Source organism: Morganella psychrotolerans (assembly GCF_965118875.1).
Lineage (GTDB): Bacteria > Pseudomonadota > Gammaproteobacteria > Enterobacterales > Enterobacteriaceae > Morganella > Morganella psychrotolerans_C.
Genome location: NZ_CBCPJD010000009.1, coordinates 68,304 through 81,607, shown reverse-complemented (window position 1 = coordinate 81,607; position 13,304 = coordinate 68,304). Strand labels below are relative to the sequence as shown.

10 protein-coding genes are annotated in these 13,304 nt (G+C 50.4%); 1 reads left to right on the top strand and 9 read right to left on the bottom strand.

All coding sequences use genetic code 11. From position 1 onward, the window contains the following. Positions 1-169: 169 nt before the first annotated feature. The 7 genes from ldtD to cmoM all read right to left on the bottom strand — a co-directional run bounded on the left by ldtD (position 170) and on the right by cmoM (position 11,264). Complete coding sequence (gene ldtD, locus ACMHKJ_RS10485) at positions 170-1,951, bottom strand: L,D-transpeptidase (RefSeq protein ID WP_413493733.1); 1,782 nt, start codon at positions 1,949-1,951, stop codon at positions 170-172. Positions 1,952-2,205: 254 nt separating this feature from the next. Further along, positions 2,206-2,757 (bottom strand): GNAT family N-acetyltransferase, encoded by a 552-nt coding sequence (locus ACMHKJ_RS10480; RefSeq protein WP_413493732.1) that lies wholly within the window; start codon positions 2,755-2,757, stop codon positions 2,206-2,208. Positions 2,758-3,004: 247 nt separating this feature from the next. Then, entirely contained in the window at positions 3,005-3,718 is a 714-nt protein-coding gene (aphA, locus tag ACMHKJ_RS10475; protein WP_413493730.1) for an acid phosphatase AphA, read from the bottom strand. Positions 3,719-3,918: 200 nt separating this feature from the next. Then, positions 3,919-8,433 carry a chromosome partition protein MukB gene (mukB, locus tag ACMHKJ_RS10470; RefSeq protein WP_413493728.1) on the bottom strand — a complete coding sequence of 1,505 codons (4,515 nt, stop codon included), beginning with the start codon at positions 8,431-8,433 and terminating at the stop codon, positions 3,919-3,921. Next, positions 8,430-9,176 carry a chromosome partition protein MukE gene (gene mukE, locus ACMHKJ_RS10465; RefSeq protein WP_413493726.1) on the bottom strand — a complete coding sequence of 249 codons (747 nt, stop codon included), beginning with the start codon at positions 9,174-9,176 and terminating at the stop codon, positions 8,430-8,432. Before mukE ends, mukB begins: the two co-directional genes overlap by 4 nt. After that, on the bottom strand, positions 9,157-10,482 hold the full coding sequence (mukF, locus tag ACMHKJ_RS10460; protein ID WP_413493725.1) for a chromosome partition protein MukF: 1,326 nt from the start codon (positions 10,480-10,482) through the stop codon (positions 9,157-9,159). The genes mukE and mukF overlap by 20 nt, the downstream gene beginning before the upstream one ends. Then, positions 10,479-11,264 carry a tRNA uridine 5-oxyacetic acid(34) methyltransferase CmoM gene (cmoM, locus tag ACMHKJ_RS10455; protein ID WP_413493723.1) on the bottom strand — a complete coding sequence of 262 codons (786 nt, stop codon included), beginning with the start codon at positions 11,262-11,264 and terminating at the stop codon, positions 10,479-10,481. The genes mukF and cmoM overlap by 4 nt, the downstream gene beginning before the upstream one ends. 200 nt (positions 11,265-11,464) lie before the next feature. On the opposite strand from cmoM, the gene elyC reads away from it, so the two are divergent. Next, positions 11,465-12,256, top strand: a complete 792-nt coding sequence (gene elyC, locus ACMHKJ_RS10450; protein ID WP_413493721.1) for an envelope biogenesis factor ElyC — start codon at positions 11,465-11,467, stop codon at positions 12,254-12,256. 54 nt (positions 12,257-12,310) lie between these two features. Here the strand turns inward: elyC and kdsB are convergent, their stop codons facing one another. Then, complete coding sequence (kdsB, locus tag ACMHKJ_RS10445; protein ID WP_413493719.1) at positions 12,311-13,060, bottom strand: 3-deoxy-manno-octulosonate cytidylyltransferase; 750 nt, start codon at positions 13,058-13,060, stop codon at positions 12,311-12,313. Positions 13,061-13,065: 5 nt separating this feature from the next. Next, entirely contained in the window at positions 13,066-13,242 is a 177-nt protein-coding gene (locus ACMHKJ_RS10440; protein WP_082970632.1) for a Trm112 family protein, read from the bottom strand. Positions 13,243-13,304: the final 62 nt, after the last annotated feature.

Below are 13,304 nucleotides of genomic sequence, written 5' to 3'. Positions count from 1 at the left end.
ATTTAATTATTCATCGTTAATTAATAAAATTAACAAATATAGCTTTGGCTGGTCAATTATTCCGGCGCATACATCCGTTCTTGTTTAATTAATATTCGCAAAAAAGTACTATTTTGATAATAATAAAGAAAAAGCCGCTTATTCATAATAAATAAACGGCCTGTTCTGATTATTGTTTAATGAGGAATGGTGAGATATCCGCTAATTTATCAAGCCCGTTCAGGCTGGCGTCATCGTAACGGTAAATATCCGCACGATATTGCGGGACATTATCCGTATTCACCCATGCAGTCTGATAATAGAGGAAAACCGGTATACGGTCAGGGATAGATACATAACGGGTGCTGCCCGCTTTTAATGCGCCATCAACACGCGATGTATCCCACCCCGCATCGCCCAGCAGGATCGCCGCTAAGTCCTTCGCTTTATTGACCCTGACACAGCCGGAACTGATAGCACGCATGTTTTTATTAAACAGTGAGTGGTTTGGTGTGTCATGCAGATAAATTGCCTCTGAGTTCGGCATATTAAACTTATACCGTCCTAATGAGTTTGTCGGTCCGGGCGCCTGTGTTATCCGGTACGGGAAGTTTGACGGCGTAATGACACTCCAGTTAATACTGTAGGGGTCAACAACAGATGAGTTATTGCTCCATCCGTTATAGATAGTATATCCCCGGCTGCTGAAATAGCTTGGGTCAGCGCGTCCGCGCGGCACAATATCCTGGCGGATCATGGTCGGCGGAACCGTCCACGGCGGGTTAATCACCACATTATTAAGCGCACTGCTCATAATAGGTGTTTTACGCGCCTCACGTCCGACAATGGTTCTCGACTCGAGGATCAGATTTTTATCCACATAAAAATAGAGCGAAAAATCCGGGATATTAACAAGGATTGCTGTCGGAACATTATCAGGCACAATATGCAGGCGCTGAATATTCGCGGCCATAATAGCCGCCCGCATCTGCGGGGTCTTATTCAGCCATTCACGTGTTTGCTTACCGATAACGCCATCCGCTTCCAGCCCGTGCTGCGACTGGAACTGCTTAACTGCAGCCACCAGCGTTTTATCATACACCGGGCTTGCACTCATCATGTCATTGGCAGAAATCAGTTTAAAGCGGTGCAAAATTTCCCGCAGCGCAATAACAGATTCATGACTTTCACCCGGACGCAGTGTCCGCGCGATAACCATTTCCGGCCATACTGCCGTATCAGCCAGCTCTGCCAGCATGGCTTTGCGCATTGCCGGGTACATTGAGTTCACCGGCAGCAATCCGTCGGTAAAGGTGGCGAGTGTTCCGTTATGCATGGCAGTATTCAGCCGGGCAAGTGCCGGAGCACTGACCTCAGAAAAGGTAAAGGGCTTTGCGCCATAAAGCCACTTATCCCCTTTTACTTTCACGTTATCAAGATAATAAAGATAACCGAGTGCAGCATCCGTTAAGATAATATCACGCGCCAGCGGAGTCAGATCCGGCTGAGCCAGTGCCGTCAGCCAAAGTGCAAACTGCGGCTGAAAACCGGCAAGAGCAGCTTCTGCCAGTTGATTTTCCAGAGACAGACGCGCTTTTTCATCTGTCCAGAGTGGTTGTAACTGATGCTCTGCATATAATTTCGTCAATGCATCGCTATACACTAATTTAGTCGCCGCAGGTACTTCACTGCGGATTTTTCCTGAGACTTCACTCAGTGCTAATGCAGTGATACCGGTTTCCGGTGCTGATGTCAGCAGCGGTTGTGCTGCCTGCGAAGACTCAGACAGCAACGGCTGCGCCGGTTCTGTCTGCAGTGTTTGTGTCTGCGCTGCCGGTTCAGGTACAACTTTCTGTGCGCCGGCGGTTGCCTGATGGTTTACCGGTGCGGTTGTTGCCCACGAAACCTGCGTCAGTAACAGTGTTCCTATCATGGCGGAAATGGGAACAGCTTTTTTAACTCCCTTCACCATAACATCCCTCTCTCATTTTTTTATTATGTTATTCTGACCAATTGTTAATACTTGTAGTCAGTATAGTAAAAACATCGTTTAAATTACTTCTCCGATGATTTTACCCGTCAGGGAATAATTGGAAATAGGGTAACGAAAAAATCGTAGCAAAAAGGCGCAAAAGCGCCTTTTAAAGATGAATTAACTGCCTGGTTTACTTAGTATTCGCCGTTTATTAACACTTTTTTACTGATGAAACAAAGATCACAACTCTGTCAGTTACTCTTTTTCCGTAAATTCCGGATCTCTTTTGTCATTTCCCATATTTCACTTTTCAGAGTTCCGCAAACATAATCAGCATATCCGTACCCGGTCAGTGTCATTCCGTTTGATTCTGATATTTTTGACGATGCTATATTGTCACAGGCTTTGGATACCGTAAGTTTATCCATGCCCAACACACCGAACCAAAATTCATTCACAGCTTCACTTGCCTCAGAAGTAAAACCGCGCCCCCGCCATGTCTCCGATAACCAAAAACCCCGGTTAAACTGTGCATCGGTATACAGATCGATGACACCGATTAGTTTTTCCGGATCGTCTTTGCGCTTTATCGCCCAAAAATACCCTTTACCCGCCAGCGTATCAGGAATGACAACATGCTGAATAAAATCCTCAGCACCATTTTCCGGGTAAGGCCACGGAATAGCATCAGCATTCAGGTATTTTACCGTTTCCCATGTCGGGAAAATGCGCTGCATTTCGCCGGCATCCGTCATTGACAGTGGCGTTAACAGTAACCGTTTAGTTTCCAGTATGGGGGGCATTATCCGTTCTCAGTAATACAGGGTTACTTCATTTATCTCTGAATCATACTATTTTATCAAGCACGTAAAGGATAAATGCTGATAAAAAAACCCGCCGGTTGGCGGGTGAGTATATACCCAACGTCATTCAGGATGCAGGCAGGCGGCAAGCTCCGACCGCCGGGGAGCATACATTAACCCGGCTGGTATCGTTCCGCCAACGAACCTGCGGTTTGAATGAATAAGGGTATAAAGCGCTATCGCGTAATTAATATTCTGAATTAATAACCACTTCTTCACCGAACTGACCGGCTTTCGGTAACGGCTGATAAGATGAGTTTGACGCACGCAGTACCCTGATCCCACGAATATTCAGCTCATGTGCCGCGGCAATATCCGCATCTGCATCGCCGTAATAAATTTTCAGTTTGTGGTCACGCATCCAGCTGACTTTATTATTCTGCCCTTCCTGGTCGCCCGCAAAAATAACCGGATTCATTTTATCCGCCGGGATATTCAGCCCTTCCTGTACATATTTAGTAACAGTTTCTGTTTTGGTTTTGCTGCGTCCGGTAATGAAATACACGGTATCGCCGCGTTTCAGGTGCATCTGAACCAATTCAGTACCGGATTTTTTCGGCATACTGAATTTATCCCATTCATTATTCATTTTTTCCCAGAATTCCGGGTTTTTCAGGTAACTGAAATCATTCGGGGAATAATCCTGCTTGCCACGGTAAAACCCCGGGCTTGAAAACAGAACGGTATCATCAATATCAAACCCGACAGCCATCGGTGGCTGACCTTTCAGGCTATCTTCAATCTGCGCCACAGATACCCAGTGAACGGCATGTTGCTGTGCCAGTTGTGCAACGGTCACACCTTCACTGGTTTTTTCCGGCATATAGACTTTGGCATCAGCCACGCCGTTAAGGCTCAGTGCAAGTGCCAGCGCACTCAGGGTAAGAGTCAGTTTACGCATTGTGTTTCCTTATTAATGAATCCTGATCACACGAAAGGCTGATTTAACCAATTTTAGCGACATTATAATGTTAACTACGTCACTTAATCATCGCAGTACTGTTTATTTCAGGCAGATACAAAAAGCCCGCTGTTTTTTATTTATATAAATAAAAAACAGCGGGCTTTGTTTACTCAACGGATAACGCTGATTATTGCAAATCAGTTTTCACTGTCATCTGCCATATTCTCATCATCATCGTTTCCGGCATCATCTTCAGAGACTGCATTTGGCAGCATTGCCGGTGTTGGTGCCGGTGTTTCATCCGGCTGACCAAAGCCACGCAGGCCGACAACATGCACATGTTCCTGATTATTGAAAACTTTGCGCACCAGTTTGTATGTTGTCCCTTTTTCCGGACTGATATTTTCCGGTGCCGCGATAATCAGCTGCATCTGGAGACGGTCACATAATTCAAACAGGGTGGCGATAGATTTCGCATCCAGGCGCGCGGCTTCATCGAGGAACAACAGACGGCATGGAACGATGTCTTTGCTGCGCAGGCGGCGGGATTCTTCTTCCCAGCTCTGCACCACCATCACCAGAATCGACATCCCCGTACCAATCGCTTCACCTGTGGATAACGCGCCACTTTCCGCTTTCAGCCAGCCGTCTGAACCACGGTTGACTTCAACATCCAGCTCCAGATAGTTGCGGTAATCCAGCAGTTCCTCACCAATGGTCTGCGGCAGTCTCTGCCCCATATCCACCTGCGGGTTAAGGCGCTGATACAGTTTCGCCATCGCTTCAGAGAAGGTCAGTCGCTGGCTGGCAAACAGATCCTGATGCTGTTCGTGCTCTTCCGATAACACGTCCAGTAAGGTGGCGTGGCTTTCGCGGATATTCACATTCAGCCGCACACCGTTCACCTGACCAAACGCCACAGCCTGAAGCCCCTGGTTCAGCATACGGATGCGGTTCTGCTCGCGCTGAATGGTTTTGCGGATAATATTCGCCACGCTTTTTGAGCTGATCGCCAGTTTTTGTTCACGGGCAGTCAGTTCATCCGTCAGGCGCGCCAGCTCGATTTCCATCTGCTCGATGGCATCAATCGGATCATCCGTTTTCATGATATCCTGGCGGATACGTTCACGCAGATGGCGATAGACTTCAATAAAGAACTGTACTTTGCGCTCCGGTCGTTTCGGATCTTCCGACAGGCGCAGCGCATCACGCAGGTGTTCATTATCCGCCACCGCCTGGCGCAGAGCCCCGAGGGCTTTATCCGACATTGAACGCAGTGTGTCCGCATCTTCATACGCCAGTTCACGGCGGTGCAGGCGGCGCTCAACACCGCTCTCTTTCACCATGCGCATCACCGCGCACCAACCTGCTTTCGCAGTAACAACCTGTTCGCGGATCTGCTGATAATCACGCTCTGCTTTACGCAGGCGTTTTTGCAGATTGTCCATTTCCGACCCGCCTATCCCCAGCTGTTTTTCCAGCTGATTGATGCGTCCGCGGTTATGGCTGACCTGATTGTAAAGCTCATCACGACGTTCGCGGGCACGCGCTTCCGCGTTGGCATCCGCCTGTACGCCGATATCCTTCATTTCGCACTCAAGTTCGCGCAGCATGTCGGATTTGGTTTCATACGAGCTGCGCAGAGACGCAAGTACCTGATTAAATTCAGCACATTTAGCCTGCTGCTGGCGCAACATTTCACGGCTGCGGCTGCGGTCAGATTCTGCATGCTCCAGGCGCTGACGTAATTTATCATTGAGATCGGCATTTTCAGTCAGCATGCCGGCTGATTCACTGTAATTAAAGTGCTGACGGCGCTGTGCGACTTCTTCCAGGGCAAATCCCTGCTGACGCGCCTGCTGCTGTGTCTGTTTCGCCTGTCCGTAATCCTGTTTCAGCGCTTCATGCTGCTCAGGGTCGCTCTGTAAGACAGAAACCATCGGCTCCAGCTTATTCAGGGCATTACCGAATTGTTGCAAATAGCGGGCAGACTCTTGTGCTTCCGATAACGAATCGCGCACTTCTTCAACGCGATCTTCCAACGTTTCATCCAGCAACAGCGCGACATTCGGGATAAGCCGGTTCAGAATACCGAGGCTCTCTTTCACCTGTACAAATTGCTGACGTGCAACAGCGGTCTGGTCTTCAAACTGTGACAAACCGCGCTCCAGCTCATTACGGCGCTGGCTCAGAGTGCGGATTTCCGCTTCAGGGTCATTTTCAAATGCAATGGAAATATTTTTCCCGACAAAGCGACTGAATGCCTGGTGGGCACGCTGCATTTTCTGGACATCAAAGGACAATGTTGCCAGGCGCTCTGCCAGTTCATCACGTTCATTTTCCAGGACTGCCAACTGGTTTTCCCGCGCCGCACGACCGAACAGCGGCACAGACGGAAAGCGGGAATAGCGCCACTGACGATCAGTACTGCGTACCAGCACGGCGCGCTCTAGTTCTTCTGTGGTAAAAACGCTGTCATCAAACGACTGCGGGTCCCCTTCGATCAGATAAATATCTTCCGGGCAATCTTCCAGCGCATCAAGATGCGGGCGTACCGCGTTCAGATCAGGCACCACAATCGCATGGCGCGCAGGACCATATAGCGCGGAGAAGTACGGCGCATCATCGATCGTGATATCGTCATAAATCTCGGATAACAGCATGCCACCGAAACGTTCCGCCAGCCCTAACATCCGGCTGTCATCGGCACCGCTAGGCTGGCTGAGCCGCTCAATATCTTTTTCGCGCTGCGCTTTTTTATGCGCCACATCATCACGCTCAACCGTTACTTCGCGCTCGCGCTCCAGCAACTGCTGCATGTATTCCGTCACATCATTGGCGCTGCTGAATGTTTCATGTGACTGTTCGCACAACTGCGTGAGTGCTTCCTGCGCTGCCAGCCAGGCCGGCGCTTTACCGGTCAGTGTCTGGATCTGCTGTTTCAGCTGTTCAGTCTGCTGGCGCATTTCCATGCGCCGCTCACCGCTTTCGCTGACGCTGACACTGAGGGTTTCCTGCTGCGCCTCAAGGGTCATCAGCATCTCATCCAGCCCGTCAGCCTCAATCTGCTGACCAATACGTTTGCAGAAATCATCCAGGGCTTTCTGTGCGTTGTGCTGACTGTGCAGACGTTGTTCTAATTCGGATAACTGCTGACGCAGCGGTTGTACGCGATCCGCCATCATCTGCTGTGATGGTAAATCACGCAGTAACTCACGTGCGGTCTGATAGGCATCACTGCGGCTGACTTCACCAACCACGGATTTTACCAGGTCATACGCCTGCGAGAACTGACTGTGAGCGGCCTGCGATACACTCATTCTTTGTTCGAGCAGCAACAAGGCTTGCGTCGCTTCTTCTTCGCGGGCGCGGAATGTTTCCAGCCATTCATCGAGTGAATCAATATCCAGCTGCGGTAACTGACATAATGTTTTAGCGCGCTCCAGTGCCTGCATCGCCTGCTGATACTGAATAGCGCGGGTCTGCTGAACATCGAGAGCCTGCTGATAATCGGCTAACTGGCTTTTCAGCCCGTCGACTTCTTCTTCGGCGACCTGATTACGCTCTTCATACTCGCCGTGCAGCTCAGTGGCTTCTTCCGCCACTTCCGTCTGCTCTTCCAGGCGGAAGGTCAGTTCTTCCACATCAGACTGATAGCGGTCGATTTTTTCCTGCTGACGCATCGCCGTCTGCACCAGTGTCAGATGGTCACTGGCTGCCTGAAAATCGGTTTCCAAATCCGCAGACGAGGCGGCCTGTTCAGCCAGTTCGCGGGACATTTCAACCTGGCGGAACTGCTCGCTGATCAGTTGCTTACGACTGCCGAGCAGATCACGGCGTACAACCAGCGCCTGGTCAATATGTACGCGCCGTTCATTGGCGTGACGCATATAATCCGCAGAAACATATGCCGTTGATTCAGTGATCAGGTGCTTGAACAGGTCACGGTCAGATTGTGTTACGCGGATAGCTTCAAGTGTGATCCGGTTTTCCCGCAGTGCGCCTTCCATGTCCTGGAACGCTTTGCGCACGCCGCTGTTTTCAGGCAGTAAATAGTCGCGCAGGGAACGGGTGATGGCACTGGAGATCCCGCCGTAAAGCGAGGCTTCAATCAGGCGGTAAAACTTACTGCGATCACCGGCAGAACGCAGACGTTTCGGAATAACGCCCATATCAAACAGGACAGAATGGTAGTCAATGATCGAGTTAAACTGTTTAAAATGCACGCCTTCAATATCTTCAAGGCGGGTTTTTAAATCATGGAGCGGCAGAACCCGCACCTGGCGTTCACCCAGTTGCTCACTGACGATTTGTGTCGGTGAATACTGTGTCGGCAGCCCCTGGATCATGAATGATTTGATATCAACTTTTTTATCGCGCCCGGCAATTTGTTGCAGACGCACTCCCACCAGTACACGCTGATGACGGGAGTTCAGCACATCCAGCATGGCATAGCAGACGCCGGGACGCAGTTTTCCGTGCAGCCCTTTATCGCGGGAGCCGGATGTCGCGCCCGCTTCCGTGGTGTTACGAAAGTGCAGCAACGTCAAATCCGGGATCATGGCGGTGATAAATGCGGCCATAGTGGTGGATTTACCGGCTCCGTTGCCTCCGGAGAGGGTTGTTACCAGCTCATCCAGATCAAAGGTGCGGGCAAAAAAGCCGTTCCAGTTGACTAACGTGAGTGAGCGGAATTTACCACGATCAATCATTCTTCATCCTCCGCTTCATCCGTCGCGTTATCATTTTCATGTTCATTATTATCATCCGGTTCTTCATCCGGGCTGTCGCCACGCGGGGCGTTTTCATCTTCGGCGAGCGATTGCGCTTCACCATCACGGATAAGGCGCAACTGCGCATCACGCGGGTCATCACCGCTGCGCACATCCGCGCCGAAGCGGAAAACAGATTCTGAAATCACAAACTGGCTGTTATCCGCCCCCACAAATGTGACCATTCCTAACCGGCGCAGGCGATAAAGCGCACCACGGGTTTTTTCCAGTAATTTTTGTTTATCGAGATCAGAGCCGGTAGAGCGGTTATTAATGACTTTCAGTAACTTAGCTTCATCTGCCAGAGAGAGCAGTTCTTCATACAGTTCAGCGGTTGTGAAAATCCCCTGATTTGCCAGACGTTCCGGGCTGAGATACAGGTAGCACAGCACTTTGCCCACCAGCATTTCCAGTTCGGACAGTACAGATCGCGGGATAAGGGTGGTCGAACGCGGGCGCAGGTAAAAGAAACCTTCAGGTGCGCGGACTAATTCCACATTATAGCGGGCGTAGAAGCCTTCCAGTTCATCCTGAAAATCCATTAAGAACGCATGATTATCCAGGTCATCCACACTGATATGGCGACCGGCGCGCAGTTGGCTGTCAAGCTCCGGGAAAAGGGTATTGGCAAGTGCCTGAGCCAGCTTTGCCGGCATAAATTGTTCAATATGTGTCAATGACATGTGCCTGCACCTTTGCTCCGTATTCATTAATCGCTGACCATTCTGCCGGGATGCCGGAGAAATCGGCATCGGCAATGCCGAGCCGGACGGCCTGATCCACAATAATTCTGGCCACATCAAACTGGCGCTGACGCGGGTATCTCATAAGGTAATCACGCAGGACCGCACCCAGATCCAATCGTTTTCCCTGCGCTTTATACACAGCTAATGCGCTTTCCATCATGGCAGCCAGCTCTTCGTTGACCTCACTGTACTTTTCATATTCCAGATCCGGCGGCAATTCGCCGGTCACTTCGTCGTCACGCAGGCCCTGCTCTGTATCGCGCATGTCCAGCAGGCGATCAGCATTTGCCACGTTGAGTGCCCACGGAGAGTCAAAATAGTGCTGAACAGAATGGCGCAGACGCTGTGAGAAAATGCGGTTTTTATCCATATCGATAGCGGTACGGATAAATTTATGGACGTGGCGGTCATAGCCAATCCACAGGTCGATAGATTGCTGACCCCAGCTGATAATGCGATCCAGTTTGGCCTGCAAATCAAAAATCAGTTTATCCACCAGCTCAGACCCGGTGGCGGTTACCATATTCGCATCCTGAATGCGCAGCAGATTAGCCTGTAATTTATCACCGGCGGCTTCCAGAGTATCCTGAAGCTCACGCAGGGTCAGTGAGGTTTCTGACAGTAACTGCTCACAGTTGGCAATCGCCGCCTGCCAGTCCTGATTCAGCAACTTGGCAATATCTTCTTTCACGCCATTTTGCTGCTCATCCATAATGCGCTGTGACATATCAATACTGTCAAAAATTTCCGCAACCGAATATTTCAGCGGCGCAAACACATTACGGTGCCAGTGAAATTCATCACCGCCCTCTTCGGCGGCATCACCCGCGCGGCTCAGTTCGCCTGCAACAATGGAGAGCTGCATGGACAGGCGCAGTGAGGAAAATTCACGCTGACGGATATAATAATCGCTGATACCGATCCCGAGCGGGGTCAGGCGGTAAATCGCATTACCCTCAAATATATCGCTGGTAAAGCGGTTAAATAATTTCTGGCGCACCATATCATTAATGGCGTTGTTGGCACGTACCGCGACAGATTCCGTTGTCTGTTCAAAGCCTTTGCAGACCTCACGGAAAGCATCGACCAGTTCCCCCTCACTCATTTCGCCGTCTATGCGTTCGCTGTTAAGCACAGCAACAGACAGTAAAAATGCCAGCCGTTCCGGCGGCAGCGAGATGGCGAAATCATTTTTTCGCGCCCATGCCACAAGCTCGGGGACTGTTTGGGTAAACTCACTCATTGTCCATCCTTCTGTTCGGGTTTCCGTGCCATAACATGAATATAGCGGCCTAAACTGATGTAAGGCTCCTGACGGCAATAACGTTGCTCCAGTGCCAGCAGCGCCGGAAAATCGCGGTTTTGTAACTGACGGCTTTGCAGATAATCATGAAAAACCCGTACACCGGTTTTCGCCTCAATGGTGAAACGGCAGTCATCCAGCCACTGATAAACCTGTTCAGGCATAAGGGGATTCTGCGGCGATAATGAACGCTTGCGGCGGCGCGGCATGTCCGGCGTTGCCAGATGAAAATTGCCTAATATCGCATTTCGCATGACAAGTCCGTTCGCATTGTAAAACATTAACGACAATACACCACCGCCCGTTATTATAGCGGTCAGCGCTTCAATTGCACCTTTTTGATCAGTTATCCACTCCAGAACAGCATGAAACAAGACCAAATCAAACTCACCGTCAGTATGAAGTGCGATATCCTGGGCTGCGCAATGAATAAAGGACATATTTTCTGTCACGCCATCTTCCGTTGCAGCCTGCTGTGCGCGCAAAATCATCTCTTCAGACAGATCACATAAAACAACATGATGCCCCATTGCCGCAAGACGGCGGGAAAAGAACCCGTCACCACCGCCGGCATCAAGAATGCGCAGCGGACCCGGCCGCAGACGTGTCAGTAAGGCGTCCAGATCCTGCCAGACAACAGCCTCACGGATTTGCCCTTTTGTTGTGCCATATATATTGCGGGTAAATTTTTCCGCGATATCGTCAAAATTACGATCAACCATGAAAACCTGTATTCAGTCCGGGAGTATTTTATCGGTAAGTTTCCGCCGGTTTCCCGCGCGGAGCGATGATATTCAATTGTATTGCAGAGCACAGCCGTGCACTATGCAGATATTGTGTCATAGCTTCGTTTAATGTCACCCGATTTGTGTAGTCAACTATCATTAACCGGTGATAAATCAATCATATTTAAGGTGTACTGATGCTGTTTGCCCTGAAAAAATACCTTGGCGGTTTTCTGATGCCGCTGCCGTTTCTGCTGCTGGTGATACTCGCCGGTCTGCTGCTGCTGTGGTTTACCCCGCGGCAGAAAACCGGGAAAGCCCTGATAAGTGTCAGTTGGCTGCTGCTGGTACTGCTCAGTCTCCAACCTGTTGCTGACTGGCTGCTGTTACCCGCTGAAAAACCGTATGACAAGCGCTATGAGATAATCACACCGCAGGCTGTGCAGCAGCAGGACATACGCTACATAGTAGTCCTCGGCGGCGGCTTTACCTGGAATCCGGAGTGGTCACCTTCTGCGAACCTTACCAGTAATAGTCTGCCACGTGTGGCAGAGGGCGTGCGCCTCGGGCTTGTTTATCCGCACGCTACCCTGATTTTTACCGGTGGACCGGGTATGAACAGCATCAGCAGCGCCGAAGTTGCCGCACAGGTCGCACAATCACTGGGGATCTCACCTGAACGCACATTGCCCCTGACATTGCCGAAAGATACTGAAGAAGAAGCGGCAGAAGTGAAAAAAGTGGTCGGCGATGCACCTTTCCTCCTGATCACGTCCGCGAATCACATGACGCGCGCCAAAGCCTTTTTTGATGCAAAAGGATTGCACCCGATCCCGGCACCGGCGAATCAGCTGGCAGTAACCACGCCGCTGCATATCTGGGAGAAAACCATTCCGTCCGCCTATTATTTATCTCACAGTGAGCGGGTCTGGTATGAAGGACTGGGACGTCTGTGGCAGGCAGTTAAAACCTCAGAGAAAGAGGAATAGCAGGCAATAAAAAACGCGGAAAATTCCGCGTTTTTTCTTTCTGTTCGTTCAGGCTCAGCGGGACATAAATAATTTCCGGACAGTGTCCAGATCTTCCTGTGTATCCACACCCGTTCCCGGTGCCACCAGTGCTTGTGCAACGTGGATTTTTTCGCCGTACCACAATACACGCAGTTGCTCGAGCATCTCGATTTTCTCAAGCGGGCTTGGCGTCCATTGAATATAGCGGCGGATAAACCCGGCACGGTAAGCATATATCCCGATATGGCGCAGGAAATTATCCCCCACGGCGTCGCGGCTCTGCATAAAACGTTCGCGATCCCAGGGGATCGTCGCGCGGGAAAAATAGAGTGCGTAACCCTGTTTGTCCATCACCACTTTAACCGCATTCGGATTAAAGGCTTCTTCCGCTGAGGTGATTTTTACCGCAAGTGTTGCCATACCGGCTTCGCTGGCAGCCAGATTTTCAGCGACCTGCGCAATAATACTTTCAGGGATAAGGGGTTCATCCCCCTGAACATTGACGATAATTTCATCATCAGCAAACTGATAGTGATCAATCACTTCCGCCAGGCGTTCAGTCCCGGACTGATGATCAGCCCGCGTCATACACACTTCACCGCCTTCCGCTGTCACCGCATCAAACACAGCCTGTGTGTCAGTTGCAACAATGACGCGCGCCGCGCCGGAGCGCTTTGCCTGCTCCATCACACGTACAACCATAGGTTTCCCGTGGATATCTGCCAGCGGTTTTCCGGGCAGACGGGTGGATGCATAGCGCGCAGGAATGATAACTGTAAACATGGAGATTATCCTTCAGAGGCCGGCATTTCGCGGGCTTCATTCTCTAATAAGACAGGGATATCGTCGCGGATGGGATAGGCCAGACGGCAGCCTTTGCAGATAAGTTCAAGATTTTGTTTATCGTAGCTGAGTTTGCCGTGGCAAACCGGGCAGGCTACGATTTCGAGTAAACGGTGATCCATACGTCCCCCAATGAGATAAAAACGTTGGCTCAGAATAACATAAGCCTGGTCTCACCGTTAAC

What these genes read in the sequence shown, in the direction of transcription:
- ldtD (WP_413493733.1), bottom strand. Translation starts at nt 1,951, where the DNA reads ATGGTGAAGGGAGTTAAAAAAGCTGTTCCCATTTCCGCCATGATAGGA.
- ACMHKJ_RS10480 (WP_413493732.1), bottom strand. Translation starts at nt 2,757, where the DNA reads ATGCCCCCCATACTGGAAACTAAACGGTTACTGTTAACGCCACTGTCA.
- aphA (WP_413493730.1), bottom strand. Translation starts at nt 3,718, where the DNA reads ATGCGTAAACTGACTCTTACCCTGAGTGCGCTGGCACTTGCACTGAGC.
- mukB (WP_413493728.1), bottom strand. Translation starts at nt 8,433, where the DNA reads ATGATTGATCGTGGTAAATTCCGCTCACTCACGTTAGTCAACTGGAAC.
- mukE (WP_413493726.1), bottom strand. Translation starts at nt 9,176, where the DNA reads ATGTCATTGACACATATTGAACAATTTATGCCGGCAAAGCTGGCTCAG.
- mukF (WP_413493725.1), bottom strand. Translation starts at nt 10,482, where the DNA reads ATGAGTGAGTTTACCCAAACAGTCCCCGAGCTTGTGGCATGGGCGCGA.
- cmoM (WP_413493723.1), bottom strand. Translation starts at nt 11,264, where the DNA reads ATGGTTGATCGTAATTTTGACGATATCGCGGAAAAATTTACCCGCAAT.
- elyC (WP_413493721.1), top strand. Translation starts at nt 11,465, where the DNA reads ATGCTGTTTGCCCTGAAAAAATACCTTGGCGGTTTTCTGATGCCGCTG.
- kdsB (WP_413493719.1), bottom strand. Translation starts at nt 13,060, where the DNA reads ATGTTTACAGTTATCATTCCTGCGCGCTATGCATCCACCCGTCTGCCC.
- ACMHKJ_RS10440 (WP_082970632.1), bottom strand. Translation starts at nt 13,242, where the DNA reads ATGGATCACCGTTTACTCGAAATCGTAGCCTGCCCGGTTTGCCACGGC.